Genomic DNA, 18,042 nt, shown 5'->3' with positions numbered 1-18,042 from the left:
TTCGGCGCCCATCCTAGGCCCGCGGACCCGCGCCGAACAGCCCCCTTCGACTGCCTCGGATCAGTGCATCTTGGGCGTCAGGTCGATCGACACGCACTGGAAGTCTCCATCGTCGATCCACATCCTGCGGCCGATCGCCTCGGCATCCAGCCCGCAGCGGCCATACCAGCGCGGCCAGGTCGCCCCGGTCAGCGCGATCAGCCGCGACGCGCCCAGTTCCCGGGCCGATCCGGTCATGGCCTCGACCATCTTGAAGTGAACCTTGCGACGATAGGTTTGCGGGATCGAATGACTGACGAAAACGCGCGAGCATTCCCAGGTCTGTTCGTCGATGGGCGCCTCGGCGAACAGCAGATCCTGCGGGATCGACCCGCCCAGAATGCCCTTTTGCGCATCGCGGATCATGTAGCTGTAGATACCGCAGCGCGCGATCGTCGGCGTCAATCGGATGCCCGCCAGAACCTCGCCGCGGTCGTGGATCGCGATCCAGCGGCTTTGAGGCGTATCATACTGGTCGAATTCCATATCCTCGGATTCGGGCAGATCCCAGTTCTTCTGGATGATGAAACTCTGCTTGCGGGCGCGGAACAGATTGGCGAACAATTCGCCATGGTTGTGCAGGTTCGAGAAGGAAAGTGTAGTCGTCTGCATTTTACGTACTCCTGGGGTGTGAGGTGTCCCCTCACCGCCTCACGGATCCCCTGGGCAAACGCCTACAACAGACGGTATTCCTTGGCCCTCTGCAGCGCCTCGGCAGTCGTCCGGGCCTTCAATCTTTCGCGGACCGAGATCAGACGTGCCTTGAACGCGCTTTCGGTAATGCCAAGTTTGGCTGCCGCCGCTGCGTGACGATCGCCCTCCGCGATGCAACGAAGGGCTTCTTTCTGAGCCTTGGTCAGGCTCGCCGGCGGCTCCGTGATTTCGTGAAGCCGACGTACGGTGGTCGAGATCTCGGCGATCTCGTCATCGATGAATTCTCTGTCGTCGCGCGCAAAACTGGCGATCGTGCGCGAGGAAATCGGGCCGCAGGACAGGGTCAGCCCGAAGGTCAGTCCGTGATCGGCCGCGTCCTTGAGGATATTGAAGGGATCAGGGATCGGCAGGCTTGACCAGCGACAGGCCCCCGTCGTCGAAAACCCCCAGGCGATTGTCGGGTCACGCAGTGCGTAGCCGTTGGCGGAATAGAATTCCGACCATTCATCGGAATAGGTCTGAAATTGCATGAGAGGAGCGGCAAAACGGATGTGCAGTCCGACAAAATAGCCGGATGGGGCGGTCTTGCCCAGTTTCCGCAAGGCGGCATTTATGTCTGCGCGTGATGACATGGCTTTTTAGACAAATTGTTTTCCGATACGTCAACGTGCACACTAGTCATGGCGCAGAATAGTTGCCATAGCGTTAATCCGTTGGAGCCGGTTGTATGAGCCTTGACGGCCAATCGTCATCTCTGGCCGACAGGCTTCACCAGCAATTGCTGGCGCTTTATCAACGGGGCGATCTGGATCACGCAGAATTCGACGAGGCCTGGGCGGCGATAAAATGTCACATCCTCGCGCCACATTCGGGACTTAACGCTGCGGAAAGCAACAAAAATACCCCGCCGCCGGTGTGGCAACGGGGTCTCTGATTCGGTGATCGTGCGACTTTACTGATCGTCGCTCACAGCCGATTCGGCTTCCAGACGCGCCCGATCAGACGAACCTTTGGCCGACGGGTCGCGGTCGACCAGTTCGATGATCGCCATCGGGGCCATGTCGCCGTAACGGAAGCCGGCCTTCAAGACGCGGACATAACCGCCCTGACGATCCTTGTAGCGGGCACCCAGTTCGTCGAACAGCTTGGCGACGTGGCCGTCCTGCTTCAGTTGGGCCGCGGCCTGACGGCGGGCATGAAGGTCGCCGCGCTTGGCCAGCGTGATCATCTTTTCGACGATCGGACGGAGTTCCTTGGCTTTTGGCAGGGTGGTCTTGATCTGCTCGTGCTCGATCAGCGAGCCAGCCATGTTGGCGAACAGCGCCTTGCGGTGTTCGTGGGTACGGTTGAGGCGGCGATAGCCGCGGGCGTGACGCATGATGTTCTCCTACAGCGTGTTTTGCTTTGTCCGGCAACCCATGCGTGCGGGTCGCTCTCCTTGGGGCGGATGCCCGGTCACAGGCGGGGACGGTGCCCCCGCCCTCTTGCTCAGAACTGGTCGTCGAACCGCTTGGCCAGATCCTCGATGTTCTCCGGCGGCCAATCGACCACGTCCATGCCCAGATGCAGGCCCATGCCCGACAGCACTTCCTTGATCTCGTTCAGGGATTTGCGGCCGAAATTCGGCGTCCGCAGCATCTCGGCCTCGGTCTTCTGGATCAGATCGCCGATATAGACGATGTTGTCGTTCTTCAGGCAGTTGGCCGAGCGCACCGACAATTCCAACTCGTCCACCTTCTTCAGCAGGCGCGGATCGAATTCCAGGCCGTCGTCGTTGTCCTGGCGGTTGGCCGATTCCGGTTCGTCGAAATTGACAAAGACCGACAATTGATCCTGAACGATGCGCGCGGCATAGGCCACGGCGTCTTCCGGGGTCAGCGAGCCGTCGGTCTCGATCTTCATGGTCAGCTTGTCATAGTCCAGCACCTGACCCTCGCGGGTGGGCGTGACTTCGTAGCTGACCCGCTTGACCGGCGAGAAGATGGCGTCGATCGGGATCAGGCCGATGGGCGCGTCTTCGGGTCGGTTCTTGTCTGCAGCGACATACCCCTTGCCGGTGGCTACGGTCAGTTCCACGTTCAGATCCGCGCCGTCATCCAGGTGACAAATCACATGGTCGCGGTTCAGGACGGTAATGCCGGCCGTTTCCTGAATGTCGCCGGCCTTGACCTCGCCCGGACCCTTGGCGGCCAGGGTCAGTCGCTTGGGCCCCTCGACATCCATCTTCAACGTCACGCCCTTGAGATTCAGCACGATGTCGGTCACGTCCTCACGGACGCCCGCCACGCTGCTGAATTCATGCAGCACATTGTCGATCTGAACCGAGGTGATCGCGCCGCCCTGCAGCGAGGACAGCAGAACCCGGCGCAGCGCGTTGCCCAGCGTCAGGCCGAAGCCCCGCTCCAGCGGTTCGGCGACCAGCGTCGCTGTCCGGGTCGCATCGGCGCCCGGCCTGACGACAAGCTGTGTCGGCTTGATAAGTTCGGCCCAATTCTTGTGGATCATGGATGTGCCTCCATTCTTGTTTCCGTCCCATGACCAAGGCCGGAAACGCCCGAGGTGAAATGCGAAATGTCCGGACCGCGCAATCGACACGCGGTCCGGCTTGTTAATGATCCAGGATCAGACGCGGCGACGCTTGGGCGGGCGGCAACCGTTATGGGCGATTGGCGTCACGTCGCGGATAGCGGTGATATTGAAGCCTACGGCAGCCAGCGCGCGCAGGGCCGATTCACGTCCCGAACCGGGTCCCTGAACCTCGACCTCCAGCGTCTTCACGCCGTGTTCCTGCGCCTTGCGGCCAGCATCCTCGGCAGCCATCTGGGCAGCGTAGGGCGTTGATTTGCGCGACCCCTTGAAGCCCATCGTGCCGGCCGAAGACCACGCGATCGCGTTGCCCTGGACATCCGAGATCAGGATCTTGGTATTGTTGAAGCTGGAGTTCACATGCGCCACGCCGGTGGCGATGTTCTTGCGCTCCTTGCGCTTCATGCGGGTCTTGTCACGTGCCATTGTCCGTCCCCCTACTTCTTCTTGCCGGCGATCGGCTTCGCCGGGCCCTTGCGGGTGCGGGCATTGGTATGGGTGCGCTGGCCACGGACCGGCAGCCCGCGGCGGTGACGCAGACCGCGATACGACCCCAGGTCCATCATGCGCTTGACGTTCATCTGCACCTCGCGGCGCAGATCGCCCTCGACCGTCAGGTTGCCGTCGATATATTCGCGGATTTGCAGAACTTCGGCATCAGAAAGATCGTTGACGCGGCGCGCACGGTCGATGCCGACGGCTTCGCAGATCTGTTCGGCATACATCGGGCCGATGCCATGGATATAGGTCAGGGCGATGGGGACACGCTTCCCCGTCGGAATGTTGACGCCAGCGATACGAGCCACGCGTTTTCCTTTTCCAGTTGCGATTCCGTAGCGCCGGAACCTTTTTTCACAACACAAGGCCCGAAAGCCAAGCCTTCGGGCCGGTCTATGGTCCACCCGGTTGCCGGGTGATTCTCTTGCGAGATGCCGTGATCTAAAGGCAGTTGCCCGCCCCGTCAAGGGCAGGCCAAGGAAAAGCCTTGACACGGGCGGATCATCCCGCCCGGCTCGATCTCAGACGTCGAAAGCGGCTGCGATCTGGCGCGAAACCTCATCGATATCGGCCAGGCCGTCGACGGGGGTCAGCTTGCCCTTCGCGTAATAATAGCCGATCAGCGGCGAGGTCTTCTTGTAATATTCCAGAAGCCGGGTCTTCAGGCTTTCCTCGTTGTCGTCGGCCCGGCGCTTGAGATCGGTCGATCCGCAGACATCGCAGATTCCAGGCTCTTTCGTCGGCTTGGTGTCGTCGTGATAGACCTCGCCACAATTGCCGCAGGTAAACCGGCCGGTGATCCGGCGCACCAGCGCCTCGTCATCAACGCGCATCTCGATCACGCTGTCCAGCGTCATGCCGGTTTCTTCCAGCAGATCGCCCAAAGCATCTGCCTGCGCCAATGTCCGGGGAAAACCGTCGAAGATGAAGCCGGTTCCGGCCTCGGACAGCTTCTCGCGGATCAGGCCGATCACGATTTCGTCGGTGACCAGTTCGCCACGATCCATGACCTCGGCCACGCGCTGCCCCATCCCGGTGCCCGAGGTCCGGGCCTCGCGCAGCATGTCGCCGGTGGACAGTTGTATCATGCCCCGCCCCTCGACCAGCCGCCGCGCCTGCGTGCCCTTGCCGGCGCCGGGCGGCCCCAGAAGAATGATGTTCGTCGTCATGAAAGCCCGTCCCCCTCGGCTGGCTGTTTGTCAGTCAGTCTCAGCGACGCGACGGCGTGCGCCGCGGCTTCGCCGTCCCCGGCTTGCGTTTACCACGCAGTTGGGATTTCTCAATCAGGCCTTCATATTGGTGGGCCAGCAGATGGCTCTGGATCTGGTTGATCGTGTCCATCGTGACAGAAACCACGATCAGCACCGAGGTGCCGCCGAAATAGAACGGCACGGACCATTGCGCACGGATGATCTCGGGCAGCAGGCCCACGCCAGCCAGATAGGCCGAGCCGAGCACCAGCACGCGATTGACCACGTAATCCAGATATTCCTCGGTCCGCTTGCCGGGGCGGATGCCGGGAATGAAGCCGCCCTGATTTTTAAGGTTGTCCGCCACGTCGTCGGATTTGAAGCTGACGTTCTGGGTATAGAAGTAGGTAAAGAAGACGATCATCGCCGCGAAGAAGATCAGGTAAAGCGGCTGACCCGGTCCGAAATAGGCCAGGATCGTGGACATGACCGGCCCGGTCTGGTTGCCCGAGAAGGTCGAGATCGTGACCGGCAGCAGCAGCAGCGAACTGGCGAAGATGGCCGGGATGACGCCGGCGGGGTTGACCTTGATCGGCAGGTGCGAGGATTGCCCGTCATAGACCTTCATCCCCACCTGACGGCGCGGATACTGGATGCGGATCTTGCGCAAGGCGCGTTCCATGAAGACGACGAACGCAACCACGGCGACGACCATCACGATGACGCCCAGGATGACCGGGGTCGAGATCGCCCCGGTACGGCCCTGTTCGAAGAAACGTGCCAAGGCGGCGGGAATCTCGGCGACGATGCCCACGAAGATGATCAGCGAAATTCCGTTGCCGATACCGCGTGCGGTGATCTGTTCGCCCAGCCACATCAGGAACATCGTGCCGCCGACCAGCGTGATCACGACCGAAGCCTGAAAGAAGATTCCCGGCTCGTGCGCCAGACCGCCGGCCTCAAGGCTTTTCGCAAGTCCGAAGGCCTGGAACAGCGCCAGAAGCACGGTGCCATAGCGGGTATACTGATTGATCTTCTTGCGCCCCTGCTCGCCCTCTTTCTTCAACTGTTCCAGCGAGGGCACCATCGATGCAAGAAGCTGCACGATGATCGAGGCCGAGATGTAGGGCATGATCCCAAGCGCAAAGACGCCCATCCGCCCAAGCGCGCCGCCGGTGAACATCGACAGGATGCCGCCGATACCCGATTGCGCCTGTTCCATGAAATTGCGCAGGGCCGAGCCGTCAATGCCCGGAACCGGAATATAGGTGCCCAGACGATAGATGATCAGCAGGCCGATCGTGAACCAGATGCGCTGGCGAAGTTCGGTGGCCTTGCCCAGTGCCCCCCAGGAGAGGTTCGCGGCCATCTGTTCTGCGGCTGACGCCATGTGTTTTCCGTCCCGTCTCATGACAGCGCCGCCGACCCGTTTCCGGGGACCGGCGGCGCCAGGAAATGCTGATTGCTATCTATGGGCCGCGCGGGCCCCGTTCAACAGCTTATTCCGCAGCCGCCGGGGCCGCCGGCAAGGTCACCTTGCCGCCCGCCTTCTCGACCGCCTCGACGGCCGCTTTCGACGCGCCGGTGACGGTGATGTTCAGCGCCGCCTTCAGTTCGCCCTTGGCCAGCAGGCGGACGCCGTCCAGCTTTCGGCGCACGATGCCGGAGGCGACCAGCGACTCCTCGGTCACCTCGGCCTTCGTGTCCAGCTTGCCCGCATCGACAAAGCCCTGAAGCTGGCCCAGATTGATGACCGCGAAGCTCTTGGCATTCGGCTTGGTAAAGCCACGCTTGGGCAACCGGCGATACAGCGGCATCTGGCCGCCCTCGTATCCGTTCAGGGCCACGCCCGAGCGCGATTTCTGGCCCTTGATACCGCGGCCGGCGGTCTTGCCCTTGCCAGAGCCGGGCCCGCGCGCAACGCGCTTCTTCTTGCGGTTCGCGCCGTCATTGTCGCGAATTTCGTGCAGTTTCATGTCGCTTCTCCTTCGCCGGACTCATCCCCGAAGCGAAACAGGACGGCCACGGCATGTCTTGGCTGGTGAATCAATGTGCTCTTGTGCACCGCGGGCTGATACAGAAGCTACAGGCCGCGGTCAAGTCGCTGGCGCAACCGCTTGTGTTTTGATCGCGCGACATCCCCCGCCATTCGGATCAATTTCCATTCATCCGGTCTCGGCCATGCATGCGCATCTCGGACCCCCAACCGCGATCGCGCTTTTCGTCCAGCCCGCCGATGCCGCCGAATGCCCACCCGAACCGCTGACGATGGCCACGCCCGAGCCGCCAGAGGGCGCACGCAAGCCCCGCACCGCGCCACGATACCAAAGCCATCAGACTTCAACTGCCGCGTGAATTTCCGCCGATGCACTACTTCTTCTGGATGTATTCTTTGACATGCAAGTCCCTGCGACAAAAAACAAAATTATCAAAAAGACAATTGACGGGACAGATAATTCGCGCCAAACAACACGCATTCACGAGTAACTTCGACAGAATGAATCGAGGATTTTATGAAGTTTTCCGGATTGATTGCGGCGGTGTTCGCCGCCTCGACGACCTTTGCCGCCACGATCCAGGCCGCCACCCTGATCGACAATTCGAACACGGCCTACTACAATAACAGCATCGGGCGTGCGCTGGATGGCACCAATCCCTACGCGGGCAGCTTCATGTTTCCCAGGCCGGGCAAACGGCCCGCCAGCGATTTCACGGTCACGTCGGAGCCGGATTTGTCCTCTGCGCAGGCAACGCTTGGCAATTGGCTGACCGACCCGTTGAATCCCGGTGGCACCTGGACGAGAAACCCGGTCAGCATCCGCAAGCATTGGCGCAAGAATACCGAAACCGCGATCATCTATACGCTGGACGCGGGCCTCGGCGGCATTGCCAATGCCATGGCCTCGATCTCGGTCAATAATGGCGCCTATGTCTGGCTGAACGGAAAATTCCTGGGTGGCCTGACCTCTCCCGGCAAGAACAGGAACATGAAGACGCTGGCCCTGGAACTGGGCCCCATCGACGCCGGCATGAACTATCTTCAGGTTCTCCGCGAGGATCACGCGGGCACACGGCGCTATTCGATCAATGTCAGCGGCGATTATATCGACCAGCAGGCCCTGTCGCCGGTGCCGCTGCCGGCTTCCGGCCTGCTGTTGTTCGGCGCGGCCGGCGGCCTCGCGATGTTCCGCCGCAAGGCCGCCTGAGCCCGCTTGCCAGGGCTGAATCAGGACACACCCCGGTCAGTCATAGCCGGGGCGGAATTGATTCGCGTTACCAGTTGAAAGGACCCCGTATCAACAGACAAGAACGCCCCGGATACCGATCCGGGGCGTCCCTGATTTCACTGCCGGTCTGCCCGGATCAGCCGCGTTCCTCGATGATCGTCACCAGATGCGGGATCTTGGCGACCATGCCGCGGATCGAGGGTGTATCCTCCAGCTCGCGAGTGCGGTTCATCTTGTTCAGGCCCAAGCCTTTCAGCGTTTCGCGCTGGATGGCGGGGCGGCGGATCGGGCTGCCGATCTGCTTGACGACGATGGTCTTGGCCATAATTCTCGCTCCTTACGCTCCGACGGCTTCGGCTTGCGCCTCGGCCGGCTTGTCGTTCGAGGCCAGGATGTCGGCCACCTTCTTGCCACGACGCTGTGCGACCGACCGGGGACTGGCCTCTTTCCTCAGGCCGTCCAGCGTGGCGCGGATCATGTTGTAGGGGTTCTGCGAGCCCAGCGATTTCGCCACGACGTCCTGAACACCCAGCATCTCGAAAACGGCGCGCATCGGACCGCCGGCGATGATCCCGGTGCCCGGAACGGCGGTCCGCATCACCACGCGGCCGGCGCCATGGCGTCCCTCGATATCGTGGTGCAGGGTGCGGCCGTCCCGCAGCGGCACACGCATCATGTTGCGCTTGGCCTGTTCGGTCGCCTTGCGGATCGCCTCGGGAACCTCCTTGGCCTTGCCCTTGCCGAAACCGACACGGCCGCGCTGGTCGCCGACGACGACCAGGGCCGCAAAGCCAAAGCGCTTGCCGCCCTTGACGGTCTTCGACACCCGGTTGATCGCGACCAGGCGATCGGCGAATTCCGGGTTCTCTTCGCGAGGCTGGCGGCCGCCCCGGCGATTGTCACGTTCTGCCATCAGGCATTCCTTCATATCGGGCGCGATCCGCGCCGTTGAAACCGATCCAGGTGGGCAGGAAACGCCCCCGGATCATCGGGGTGGCGCGGCCCTTTCGGACAGCGCCACCCGCAGCGATCAGAACTTCAGGCCGCCCTCGCGGGCGGCATCGGCCAGAGCCTTCACCCTGCCGTGGAAGATGAAGCCGCCACGGTCGAACACGACTTCCTCGACACCGGCTTTCTTCGCGCGTTCGGCGATGGCCGTGCCGATCTTGGCGGCGGCCTCGACGTTGTTCTTTCCGACCAGGCCGAAATCCTTCTCCAGCGTGCTGGCCGAAGCCAAAGTCACGCCCTTCAGGTCGTCGATGACCTGAACCGAGATGTTCTTGGAGGAACGGTGGACCGACAGGCGCGGCCGACCGCTGTTTTCGGCCCGCAATTTGTTCCGCACGCGCAGGCGGCGCTTCTGGAACAGCTGTTGCTTTTTCAGTGCCATTTCATGCGCCCCTTACTTCTTCTTGCCTTCCTTGCGGAAGACATATTCGCCCTTGTAGCGAATGCCCTTGCCCTTGTAGGGCTCGGGCTGGCGCCACTCGCGGATATTGGCCGCGACCTGGCCGACCAGCTGCTGGTCAATGCCTTCCACTACGATTTCGGTCTGCTTCGGCGCGGTGATCGTGACGCCGTCCGGGGTCTCGAAATTCACCTCGTGGCTATAGCCCAGGGACAATTTCAGGGTCTTGCCCTGCATCTGCGCCCGGTAGCCCACGCCCTGAATCTCCAGTTCCTTCTTGAAGCCGTCCGACACGCCGACCGTCAGGTTCTCGACCATCGAACGGGTCATTCCCCATTGCTGGCGCGCGCGCTTCGACGAGCCGCGCGGCTTGACCGCGACGGCGCCGTCTTCCAGGACCAGATCGACGTCATCGGTCGCGGTGAAACTGCGGGCGCCTTTCGGGCCCTTCACCTCGATCGTCTGACCCTTCACTTCGGCCGTCACGCCCTTGGGCAGTTCGACCGGCTTCTTACCAATCCGAGACATCTGCTGCCCTCCTCAGAATACGGTGCAGAGAACTTCGCCGCCGACATTGGCGTTGCGAGCCGCTGCATCCGACATGACACCCTTGGGGGTCGACACGATCGAAACGCCCAGGCCCTGGCGGACCTGCGGGATTTCCCGGGCGCCGGCATAGACGCGGCGGCCCGGTTTCGACACGCGCGACAATTCCCGGATCACCGGGGTGCCGTCGTGGTATTTCAGGCCGATTTCCAGCTCGTTATGGCCTTCATCGGTCGTCACTTCTTCATAACCGCGGATGTAGCCTTCCGCCTTCAGCACGTCCAGAACCCAGGCCCGAAGCTTGGAGGCCGGGGTGCGAACGGTCGATTTGCCACGCATCTGAGCGTTGCGGATGCGGGTCAGCATATCGCCGAGAGGATCGTTCATGTTCATTTTCGCCCCCTTACCAGCTCGATTTGACCAGACCGGGGATCTGACCTTGCGAGCCAAGCTCGCGCAGCATGATCCGCGACAGTTTCAGTTTGCGGTAATACGCGTGCGGACGCCCGGTCAGTTGGCACCGGTTGTGCAGCCGCGTGGCCGAGGAATTGCGCGGCAGGTCGGCCAGCTTCAGCGAAGCCTTGAACCGCTCTTCCATCGGGCGGGACTGGTCGTTGATGACCTCTTTCAGGGCCGCGCGCTTCTGGGCGTATTTCGCCACCATGCGCTCGCGCTTCTTCTCGCGCTCGACCATCGATTTCTTTGCCATATCTCTTTCCCTCCGCGATCAGCTGTTGAACGGCATGTTGAAATGCTTCAACAGCGACTTCGCTTCCGCGTCGGTCGTCGCGGTGGTGCAGATGATGATGTCCATCCCCAGAACTTCGTCGACCTTGTCGAAGTTGATTTCCGGAAACACGATGTGCTCTTTCAGGCCCATGGCGTAATTGCCACGACCGTCGAAAGAGGTGCCCTTGACGCCGCGAAAGTCGCGGACGCGGGGCAGCGCGATGTTGATCAGGCGGTCCAGGAATTCATACATCCTGTCGCCGCGCAGCGTGACCTTGGCACCCAGCGGCATCTCTTCGCGGACGCGGAAACCGGCGATCGAGTTCTTGGCCTTGGTGATGACGGCTTTCTGACCGGCGATCAGCGACAGCTCTTCGGCGCCCTGCTTGACCTTCTTGGTGTCCTTCACGGCCTCGCCGATACCCATGTTCAGGACGATCTTGTCCAGACGCGGGATCTGCATGTCGTTCTTGTAGCCGAATTCTTCCTTCAGCGCGGGCTTGATCGTCTCGCGGAACTGCGTCTTCAGGCGCGGCTGGTATTTGGTTGCGTCCAGCATCAGATCACGTCTCCCGTGGTCTTGGCGAAACGGACCTTCTTGCCATCTTCCTCGCGGAAGCCGACGCGGGTCGCTTTGCCGTTCTTGTCCATCAGTGCCAGGTTCGACAGGTCGATCGGCATGGCCTTGGGCACGCGGCCGCCCTGGCTGTTCTGCGACTGGCGGGTGTGGCGGATCGCGATGTTGACGCCGTCCACGATGGCCTTGTTGTCCTTGGGCATGACGGACGTGATTTCGCCCTGCTTGCCCTTGTCCTTGCCGGCCAGCACGACGACCTTGTCGCCCTTCTTCAGCTTGGCAGCCATCACAGCACCTCCGGCGCGAGCGAGATGATCTTCATGAAGTTCTTGGCGCGCAGTTCACGCACGACCGGTCCGAAGATCCGGGTGCCGACCGGCTCGCCCTGGTTGTTCAGGATAACGGCGGCGTTGCGGTCGAAGCGGATCGAGGTTCCGTCCTCGCGCTTCACTTCCTTGGCGGTCCGAACGACGACGGCCTTGCGGACATCGCCCTTCTTGACGCGGCCCCGCGGAATGGCTTCCTTGACGGAGACGACGATGATGTCGCCCACCGACGCATAGCGACGATGCGAGCCACCCAGGACCTTGATGCACTGCACCCGGCGTGCGCCGGAATTGTCAGCGACATCCAGATTGGTCTGCATCTGGATCATAGGTTTACTCCCGACCTTTGGGGACCGGCCCTTCCGGCCCCAGGGTTTCGATCATTTCTGATCTGTGATGAAGGACTTAAGCCGAGACGGCTTCGTCCGTCAGGACAGTCCAGCGTTTGGTCTTCGAGATCGGCGCGCATTCGGCGATGCGAACGGTGTCGCCGACCTTGAACCGGTTCTCCGCGTCATGGGCGCGGAACTTCTTCGACATCCGCACGGTCTTGTGCAGCAGCGGATGCTTGAAGCGGCGCTCGACCAGGACGGTGACGGTCTGCTCGTTCTTGTCCGAGACGACCTTGCCTTGCAGGATGCGTTTGGGCATGGGCCGGGCTCCTTAGTTCGAGGCAGCGGCGTCGGCCGCTTTCTGGTTCAGTATGGTTTTCACACGCGCCACGTCGCGGCGCACAGCGCGCATCCGGGCGGTATTTTCAAGCTGGCCTGTGGCCTGCTGGAAGCGCAGGTTGAAGGCCTCTTTCTTCAGCGCAACAAGCTGATCCTTCAGCTGGTCGGGCGTCTTCGATTTCAGTTCCTGCGCGTCCATGCGCGTCGTCCTTTCCCACATCACCGGAGAGCCCCGGATTGGCCGGGCCACCCTGATTCCGGTGGAGTTTCGTGATGAAGGCCTGCCCATACAGCCAGAGCCCGGTTCATGCAACCCCTTGCCGGCTTTTTCCGGCAAATGGCAAACCCCGCCGTTTCCGGCGGGGCGTATTGGTATCAGACGCGCCTCGGCGCGCGCGCCCTACCAGTCCTCGCGCGCGACGATGCGGGTCAGGACCGGCAGTTTCATCGCGCCCAGACGCAAGGCTTCGCGGGCGATGGTGTCGCTCACGCCGTCGATCTCGAACATGATCCGGCCCGGATGGACGCGGGCGGCCCAGAAATCGACTGAGCCCTTCCCCTTGCCCATCCGCACTTCGGTCGGTTTCGACGAGACCGGCACGTCCGGGAAGATCCGGATCCAGACCCGGCCCTGACGCTTCATGTGGCGGGTGATCGCACGGCGGGCCGCCTCGATCTGCCGGGCGGTCACGCGCTCGGGCTCGACCGCTTTCAGCGCGAAAGAGCCAAAGTTCAGATCGAACCCGCCCTTGGCGTTGCCGTGGATCCGGCCCTTGTGCTGTTTGCGGAACTTCGTCCGTTTCGGTTGCAGCATTGTTTCGTCTCCTTAGCGGGCGTCGCGGCGCGGACCACGCGGAGCCGGACCTTCCTGCGCCTCGGCGGCCTTGCGGTCGCGAGCCTGCGGGTCATGCTCCATGATCTCGCCCTTGAAGATCCAGACCTTCACGCCGATGATCCCGTAGGGGGTCATCGCCTCGGCCAGCGCATAATCGATGTCGGCGCGCAGCGTGTGCAGCGGCACGCGACCCTCGCGATACCATTCGGTCCGCGCGATCTCGGCGCCACCCAGGCGGCCGGCGACGTTCACCCGGATGCCCAGGGCACCCATGCGCATCGCGTTCTGAACCGAGCGTTTCATCGCACGGCGGAAAGACACCCGGCGTTCAAGCTGTTGCGCGATCGACTCGGCGACCAGCGCCGCATCGACTTCGGGCTTGCGGACCTCGACGATGTTCAGGTTCACGTCGCTCTTGGTGAAATTCGCAAGTTTCTTGCGCAGCACCTCGATATCGGCGCCCTTCTTGCCGATGATCACGCCCGGACGCGCGGCATGGATGGTCACGCGACACTTCTTGTGCGGACGCTCGATGATGACGCGGCTGATGCCGGCCTGCTTGGCCTCTTTCTTGATGAAGTCCCTGATCTTCAGGTCTTCCAGCAGAAGATCCCCATATTCCTTGTCATCGGCATACCAGCGGCTGTCCCAGGTGCGGTTGACCTGGAGGCGCATCCCGATAGGGTTGACTTTCTGACCCATTACGCTTGCTCCTCGACTTGGCGCACCTTGATGGTGATTTCCGAAAACGGCTTCATGATCTTGCCGTAGCGGCCGCGCGCCCGCGGACGCCCACGCTTCATCACCAGATTCTTGCCGACCCAGGCTTCGGCAACGACCAGGTTGTCGACGTCGAGGCCGTGGTTGTTCTCGGCATTCGCGATGGCCGATTGCAGGCATTTCTTCACGTCGCCGGCGATGCGCTTGTGCGAGAAGGTCAGATCGGCCAGGGCGCGATCCACCTTCTTGCCGCGGATCAGCTGAGCCACCAGATTCAGCTTCTGCGGCGAGGTGCGAAGCATCTTGGTCTTCGCGAAAGCCTCGTTCTCCGCCACGCGGCGCGGATTTGTTTCCTTACCCATGACGATTACTTCCTCTTGGCTTTCTTGTCCGCCGCGTGACCGTAATAGGTCCGGGTGGGCGAGTATTCACCGAATTTCTGGCCGATCATCTCTTCGGAGACATTCACGGGGATATGCTTATGCCCGTTATAGACGCCGAAGGTCAGACCCACGAATTGCGGCAGGATGGTCGAGCGGCGCGACCAGATCCTGATGACGTCGGATTTTCCGGATTCGCGGGCTTTTTCCGCTTTCTTGAGCACATAGGCATCAACAAAGGGGCCCTTCCAAACAGAACGTGCCATAGCTTAACGCCCCTTCTTCTTCGCGTGACGCGAACGCAAGATGTACTTGTCGGTCGCCTTGTTCGAGCGGGTCTTCTTGCCCTTGGTATCCTTGCCCCAGGGCGTGACCGGCGTGCGGCCGCCCGAGGTGCGGCCCTCACCACCACCATGCGGGTGGTCGATCGGGTTCATGGCGACACCGCGAACCGAAGGACGGATGCCCTTGTGGCGGTTGCGACCGGCCTTGCCCAGGTTCTGGTTCGAATGATCGGCATTCGACACCGCGCCGATGGTGGCCATGCATTCCTGGCGCACCATCCGCAATTCGCCCGAGGACAGGCGGATCTGGGCATAGCCGCCATCGCGACCGACGAATTGGGCATAGGTGCCCGCCGAACGCGCGATCTGGCCACCCTTGCCGGGCTTCAGTTCGACGTTGTGGACGATCGTGCCGATGGGCATGCCGCTGAAGGGCATGGCATTGCCCGGCTTCACATCGACCTTGGTGCCGGCGACGATCTTGTCGCCCATGGCCAGACGCTGCGGCGCCAGGATATAGGCCCGCTCGCCGTCTTCATAGCTGATCAGCGCGATGAAGGCGGTGCGGTTGGGATCGTATTCGATCCGCTCGACAATGCCCGTCACATCGACCTTGTTGCGCTTGAAATCGACGATGCGATACAGGCGTTTCGCCCCGCCGCCCTTGCGGCGCATGGTGATCCGTCCGGTGTTGTTCCGACCGCCCTTCTTCGTCAGACCCTCGGTGAGGGATTTGACGGGGCGACCTTTCCAAAGCTCCGAACGGTCGATCAGAACCAGCCCGCGCTGGCCAGGCGTCGTCGGTTTGTACGACTTCAATGCCATCTTTCTGTCTTCCGTTGCTCTGGACCGATCTGGTCCGTTTCAGTCAAACGATTGCGGCCCCGGCTGGTCCGGGGCCGCGCAATCGCGGCCGTCGATCAAAGTCCGGTCGAGACGTCGATCGAGTTGCCCTCTTCCAGGGTCACATAGGCCTTTTTCACGTCGCTGCGGCGACCAAGCTGGCCGCGAAAGCGTTTCTGCTTGCCCTTGGTGATGGTGGTGTTGACCGCCTTCACCTTGACGCCGAACAGGGCCTCGATCGCGTCCTTGATCTGCGGCTTGCTGGCATCCTTGGCGACCTGGAAGACAACGCCGTTGTTCTCCGAGGTCATCGTGGCCTTTTCGGTGATGACCGGTTTCACGATCACATCGTAATGTTCTGCTTTCGCGCTCATTTCAGACGAGCCTCCAGAGCTTCGACACCCGCCTTCGTGATCACCAGCGTGTCACGCTTGAGGATGTCATAGACATTCGCGCCGATCGAGGGCAGGACGTCCACGCCATCGAGGTTGCGCGCGGCGCGGGCAAAGCCCTCGTTCACGTCCGAACCGTCGATGACCAGCACCCGCTTCCAGCCGTTTTCCCGGACGGCCTTGGCAACGGCCGAGGTCTTGGCGTCGTCGAGGTTCAGATCCTCGACGATCACCAGTTCGCCGGCGGTGGCCTTGGCGGACAGGGCATGTTTCAGGCCAAGCGCGCGCACCTTCTTGGGCAGATCAAAGGCGTGGCTACGCGGGGTCGGACCCTTGTAGGTGCCGCCGTGACGGAAGATCGGCGCCTTCTTGGACCCGTGGCGCGCACCGCCGGTGCCCTTCTGGCGATAGATCTTCTTGGTCGAATAGCTGACATCCGACTTGCCCAGCACCGAATGCGTGCCGGCCTGCGCCTTGGCGCGCTGCCAGCGGACAACGCGCTGCAGGATGTCGCCGCGCGGCTCCAGCCCGAAGACCTCGTCGGCCAGCTCGATGGACCCGGCCCTGCCAGAGTCCAGCTTGATCACATCGAGTTTCATTCCTTGTCTCCTTCGGGCGCGCCGTCGGCCGAACCAGCGGACTGGTCGGCATTGGGATCGGCTGCGGCCTTGTCGGCGTCGATCTGCGCCTCGGCTTCCTTCAGCGCGGCCTCTTCTGCGGCGGCGGCTTCGGCAGCGGCAGCCTCGCGGGCGGCCTCTTCCTCGGCGGCGGCGGCGGCGGCGGCTTCCTCGGCGGCGCGATGAGCAGCCTCGGCGGCCGATTTCAGCGCGGCGGGATAGATCACGTTGTCAGGCAGCGCCTTCTTGACCGCGTCCTTGATCGTGACCCAACCACCCTTCGAGCCGGGAACCGAGCCCTTGACCATGATCAGACCGCGATCGGAATCGGTGCGCACGACCTGCAGGTTCTGGGTCGTGACGCGCACTGCGCCCAGGTGGCCCGCCATCTTCTTGCCCTTGAACACCTTGCCCGGATCCTGGCACTGGCCGGTCGAGCCGTGCGAGCGGTGGCTGATCGACACACCGTGGCTGGCGCGCAGACCGCCGAAATTGTGCCGCTTCATGGCACCGGCAAAGCCCTTGCCGATCGAGGTTCCGGCGATGTCCACGAACTGGCCGGCAAAGTAATGGTCGGCCGTGATCTCTTCGCCCACATTGATCAGGTTTTCTTCGGCCACGCGGAATTCCGCGATCTTGCGCTTGGGCGCGACCGAGGCCTTGGCGAAATGACCGCGCATCGCGGCGGTCGTGCGCTTGGCCTTGGCCACACCGGCGCCCAGTTGCACGGCGGCATAGCCGTCACGCTCGACGGTGCGCTGATCGACGACCTGAAGGCTGTCCAGTTGCAGGACGGTGACGGGAACCTGACGGCCATCCTCGAGGAACAGGCGCGTCATGCCCAGTTTCTTGGCGATAACACCAGTACGCAGCATGGGTTACCTCCTTACACCTTGATCTCGACATCCACGCCGGCGGCGAGGTCGAGCTTCATCAGCGCGTCAACCGTCTGCGGCGTCGGGTCAACGATGTCCAGCAGGCGCTTGTGGGTGCGGATCTCCCACTGGTCGCGCGACTTCTTGTCGATATGCGGGCCACGCAGGACGGTGAATTTCTCGATCTTGTTCGGCAGCGGGATCGGGCCGCGGACGGTCGCGCCCGTGCGCTTGGCGGTGTTGACGATTTCCTGGGTGCTGGCATCCAGCACGCGGTAATCGAACGCCTTCAGCCGAATTCGGATATTCTGACTTTGCATCGTCATCCCTCGGTCTCTGAGGGTTTCAGTCGAGAGGCTGACCACGCACCACGCGGGGCCAGCGTCGGACCGTATGAAAAACTGCAAGGCCGCCCCCTTAGCGGACGGCCCTGGCCACGGCAAGCGATTCTTGATGCATCGGTTGCGATGGCGCGCTTATGCGGAAAACCGGCGACGCCGTCAACCCTCGACAAGGCATTGCCCCGGACAATGCGGCGCCCATGTCGAAAGTCTCCGAAACCTCGCCTTCCGGCCGTCGGGGCGCGACCATGCGCCGCGCCATTCCCGGCATCGTCTGTATCGCAAAAGGCCCGCCCTTTCCGGG

Annotated in this window: 30 protein-coding genes; 1 reads left to right on the top strand and 29 read right to left on the bottom strand. The window is 62.3% G+C overall.

Annotated features, from left to right (window positions below; translation table 11 throughout):
- Positions 1-60: 60 nt before the first annotated feature.
- The 9 genes from B4L36_RS14300 to rplO form a co-directional block, all read right to left on the bottom strand.
- Complete coding sequence (locus B4L36_RS14300) at positions 61-651, bottom strand: acyl-homoserine-lactone synthase (RefSeq protein WP_292958536.1); 591 nt, start codon at positions 649-651, stop codon at positions 61-63.
- 62 nt (positions 652-713) lie between these two features.
- On the bottom strand, positions 714-1,325 hold the full coding sequence (locus tag B4L36_RS14295) for a helix-turn-helix transcriptional regulator (RefSeq protein ID WP_292958534.1): 612 nt from the start codon (positions 1,323-1,325) through the stop codon (positions 714-716).
- Positions 1,326-1,645: 320 nt separating this feature from the next.
- Positions 1,646-2,071 carry a 50S ribosomal protein L17 gene (rplQ, locus tag B4L36_RS14290; RefSeq protein ID WP_292958532.1) on the bottom strand — a complete coding sequence of 142 codons (426 nt, stop codon included), beginning with the start codon at positions 2,069-2,071 and terminating at the stop codon, positions 1,646-1,648.
- A 110-nt stretch (positions 2,072-2,181) separates the two neighbouring features.
- Complete coding sequence (locus B4L36_RS14285; protein WP_292958530.1) at positions 2,182-3,198, bottom strand: DNA-directed RNA polymerase subunit alpha; 1,017 nt, start codon at positions 3,196-3,198, stop codon at positions 2,182-2,184.
- A 117-nt stretch (positions 3,199-3,315) separates the two neighbouring features.
- Positions 3,316-3,705: a 30S ribosomal protein S11 gene (gene rpsK / locus B4L36_RS14280; protein ID WP_090616034.1), complete on the bottom strand. Its 390-nt coding sequence runs from the start codon at positions 3,703-3,705 to the stop codon at positions 3,316-3,318.
- A gap of 11 nt (positions 3,706-3,716) precedes the next feature.
- The gene (gene rpsM, locus B4L36_RS14275; RefSeq protein WP_292958526.1) at positions 3,717-4,085 is read right to left on the bottom strand and encodes a 30S ribosomal protein S13; all 369 of its coding nucleotides are present in this window, start codon (positions 4,083-4,085) and stop codon (positions 3,717-3,719) included.
- 213 nt (positions 4,086-4,298) lie between these two features.
- Complete coding sequence (locus B4L36_RS14270; RefSeq protein ID WP_292958524.1) at positions 4,299-4,946, bottom strand: adenylate kinase; 648 nt, start codon at positions 4,944-4,946, stop codon at positions 4,299-4,301.
- A gap of 40 nt (positions 4,947-4,986) precedes the next feature.
- A complete protein-coding gene (gene secY / locus B4L36_RS14265) occupies positions 4,987-6,357 on the bottom strand; it encodes a preprotein translocase subunit SecY (protein WP_292958522.1) in 1,371 nt (456 codons plus the stop codon).
- 109 nt (positions 6,358-6,466) lie between these two features.
- A complete protein-coding gene (gene rplO, locus B4L36_RS14260; RefSeq protein WP_292958520.1) occupies positions 6,467-6,943 on the bottom strand; it encodes a 50S ribosomal protein L15 in 477 nt (158 codons plus the stop codon).
- A gap of 537 nt (positions 6,944-7,480) precedes the next feature.
- On the opposite strand from rplO, the gene B4L36_RS14255 reads away from it, so the two are divergent.
- Positions 7,481-8,173, top strand: a complete 693-nt coding sequence (locus B4L36_RS14255) for a VPLPA-CTERM sorting domain-containing protein (RefSeq protein WP_292958518.1) — start codon at positions 7,481-7,483, stop codon at positions 8,171-8,173.
- Between the two features lie 157 nt (positions 8,174-8,330).
- Here the strand turns inward: B4L36_RS14255 and rpmD are convergent, their stop codons facing one another.
- From rpmD to rpsJ, 20 genes are all read right to left on the bottom strand, one after another.
- Positions 8,331-8,519: a 50S ribosomal protein L30 gene (gene rpmD, locus B4L36_RS14250; RefSeq protein ID WP_292958516.1), complete on the bottom strand. Its 189-nt coding sequence runs from the start codon at positions 8,517-8,519 to the stop codon at positions 8,331-8,333.
- A 12-nt stretch (positions 8,520-8,531) separates the two neighbouring features.
- A complete protein-coding gene (gene rpsE / locus B4L36_RS14245) occupies positions 8,532-9,107 on the bottom strand; it encodes a 30S ribosomal protein S5 (protein WP_292958514.1) in 576 nt (191 codons plus the stop codon).
- A gap of 117 nt (positions 9,108-9,224) precedes the next feature.
- Positions 9,225-9,584: a 50S ribosomal protein L18 gene (rplR, locus tag B4L36_RS14240; protein ID WP_292958512.1), complete on the bottom strand. Its 360-nt coding sequence runs from the start codon at positions 9,582-9,584 to the stop codon at positions 9,225-9,227.
- 12 nt (positions 9,585-9,596) lie between these two features.
- Complete coding sequence (gene rplF / locus B4L36_RS14235) at positions 9,597-10,130, bottom strand: 50S ribosomal protein L6 (RefSeq protein WP_292958510.1); 534 nt, start codon at positions 10,128-10,130, stop codon at positions 9,597-9,599.
- Between the two features lie 12 nt (positions 10,131-10,142).
- A complete protein-coding gene (gene rpsH / locus B4L36_RS14230; protein WP_292958662.1) occupies positions 10,143-10,541 on the bottom strand; it encodes a 30S ribosomal protein S8 in 399 nt (132 codons plus the stop codon).
- A gap of 10 nt (positions 10,542-10,551) precedes the next feature.
- Positions 10,552-10,857 (bottom strand): 30S ribosomal protein S14, encoded by a 306-nt coding sequence (rpsN, locus tag B4L36_RS14225; RefSeq protein WP_292958508.1) that lies wholly within the window; start codon positions 10,855-10,857, stop codon positions 10,552-10,554.
- A gap of 18 nt (positions 10,858-10,875) precedes the next feature.
- Positions 10,876-11,436 carry a 50S ribosomal protein L5 gene (rplE, locus tag B4L36_RS14220; protein ID WP_292958506.1) on the bottom strand — a complete coding sequence of 187 codons (561 nt, stop codon included), beginning with the start codon at positions 11,434-11,436 and terminating at the stop codon, positions 10,876-10,878.
- Complete coding sequence (gene rplX / locus B4L36_RS14215) at positions 11,436-11,741, bottom strand: 50S ribosomal protein L24 (protein ID WP_292958504.1); 306 nt, start codon at positions 11,739-11,741, stop codon at positions 11,436-11,438. The genes rplE and rplX overlap by 1 nt, the downstream gene beginning before the upstream one ends.
- The gene (gene rplN, locus B4L36_RS14210; RefSeq protein WP_010400243.1) at positions 11,741-12,109 is read right to left on the bottom strand and encodes a 50S ribosomal protein L14; all 369 of its coding nucleotides are present in this window, start codon (positions 12,107-12,109) and stop codon (positions 11,741-11,743) included. Before rplN ends, rplX begins: the two co-directional genes overlap by 1 nt.
- Positions 12,110-12,185: 76 nt before the next feature.
- Positions 12,186-12,431: a 30S ribosomal protein S17 gene (gene rpsQ, locus B4L36_RS14205; protein WP_292958464.1), complete on the bottom strand. Its 246-nt coding sequence runs from the start codon at positions 12,429-12,431 to the stop codon at positions 12,186-12,188.
- Positions 12,432-12,443: 12 nt separating this feature from the next.
- Complete coding sequence (gene rpmC / locus B4L36_RS14200; RefSeq protein WP_292958462.1) at positions 12,444-12,650, bottom strand: 50S ribosomal protein L29; 207 nt, start codon at positions 12,648-12,650, stop codon at positions 12,444-12,446.
- A 201-nt stretch (positions 12,651-12,851) separates the two neighbouring features.
- Complete coding sequence (rplP, locus tag B4L36_RS14195; RefSeq protein WP_292958460.1) at positions 12,852-13,265, bottom strand: 50S ribosomal protein L16; 414 nt, start codon at positions 13,263-13,265, stop codon at positions 12,852-12,854.
- Between the two features lie 12 nt (positions 13,266-13,277).
- Complete coding sequence (gene rpsC / locus B4L36_RS14190; protein WP_292958458.1) at positions 13,278-13,988, bottom strand: 30S ribosomal protein S3; 711 nt, start codon at positions 13,986-13,988, stop codon at positions 13,278-13,280.
- Positions 13,988-14,368 (bottom strand): 50S ribosomal protein L22, encoded by a 381-nt coding sequence (rplV, locus tag B4L36_RS14185; protein WP_292958456.1) that lies wholly within the window; start codon positions 14,366-14,368, stop codon positions 13,988-13,990. Before rplV ends, rpsC begins: the two co-directional genes overlap by 1 nt.
- Positions 14,369-14,373: 5 nt before the next feature.
- Positions 14,374-14,652: a 30S ribosomal protein S19 gene (rpsS, locus tag B4L36_RS14180; protein WP_292958454.1), complete on the bottom strand. Its 279-nt coding sequence runs from the start codon at positions 14,650-14,652 to the stop codon at positions 14,374-14,376.
- Between the two features lie 3 nt (positions 14,653-14,655).
- The gene (gene rplB / locus B4L36_RS14175; RefSeq protein WP_292958452.1) at positions 14,656-15,495 is read right to left on the bottom strand and encodes a 50S ribosomal protein L2; all 840 of its coding nucleotides are present in this window, start codon (positions 15,493-15,495) and stop codon (positions 14,656-14,658) included.
- Positions 15,496-15,590: 95 nt separating this feature from the next.
- The gene (locus B4L36_RS14170) at positions 15,591-15,887 is read right to left on the bottom strand and encodes a 50S ribosomal protein L23 (RefSeq protein WP_292958450.1); all 297 of its coding nucleotides are present in this window, start codon (positions 15,885-15,887) and stop codon (positions 15,591-15,593) included.
- Positions 15,884-16,504, bottom strand: a complete 621-nt coding sequence (gene rplD / locus B4L36_RS14165) for a 50S ribosomal protein L4 (protein ID WP_292958448.1) — start codon at positions 16,502-16,504, stop codon at positions 15,884-15,886. Before rplD ends, B4L36_RS14170 begins: the two co-directional genes overlap by 4 nt.
- Positions 16,501-17,397 carry a 50S ribosomal protein L3 gene (rplC, locus tag B4L36_RS14160; protein WP_292958446.1) on the bottom strand — a complete coding sequence of 299 codons (897 nt, stop codon included), beginning with the start codon at positions 17,395-17,397 and terminating at the stop codon, positions 16,501-16,503. The genes rplD and rplC overlap by 4 nt, the downstream gene beginning before the upstream one ends.
- A gap of 11 nt (positions 17,398-17,408) precedes the next feature.
- Complete coding sequence (gene rpsJ, locus B4L36_RS14155; protein WP_042247848.1) at positions 17,409-17,717, bottom strand: 30S ribosomal protein S10; 309 nt, start codon at positions 17,715-17,717, stop codon at positions 17,409-17,411.
- Positions 17,718-18,042: the final 325 nt, after the last annotated feature.

It is taken from the genome of Paracoccus sp. UBA889 (genome assembly GCA_002294185.1).
Taxonomy (GTDB): Bacteria; Pseudomonadota; Alphaproteobacteria; order Rhodobacterales; family Rhodobacteraceae; genus Paracoccus.
This window is presented reverse-complemented; position numbering and strand designations above follow the sequence as displayed.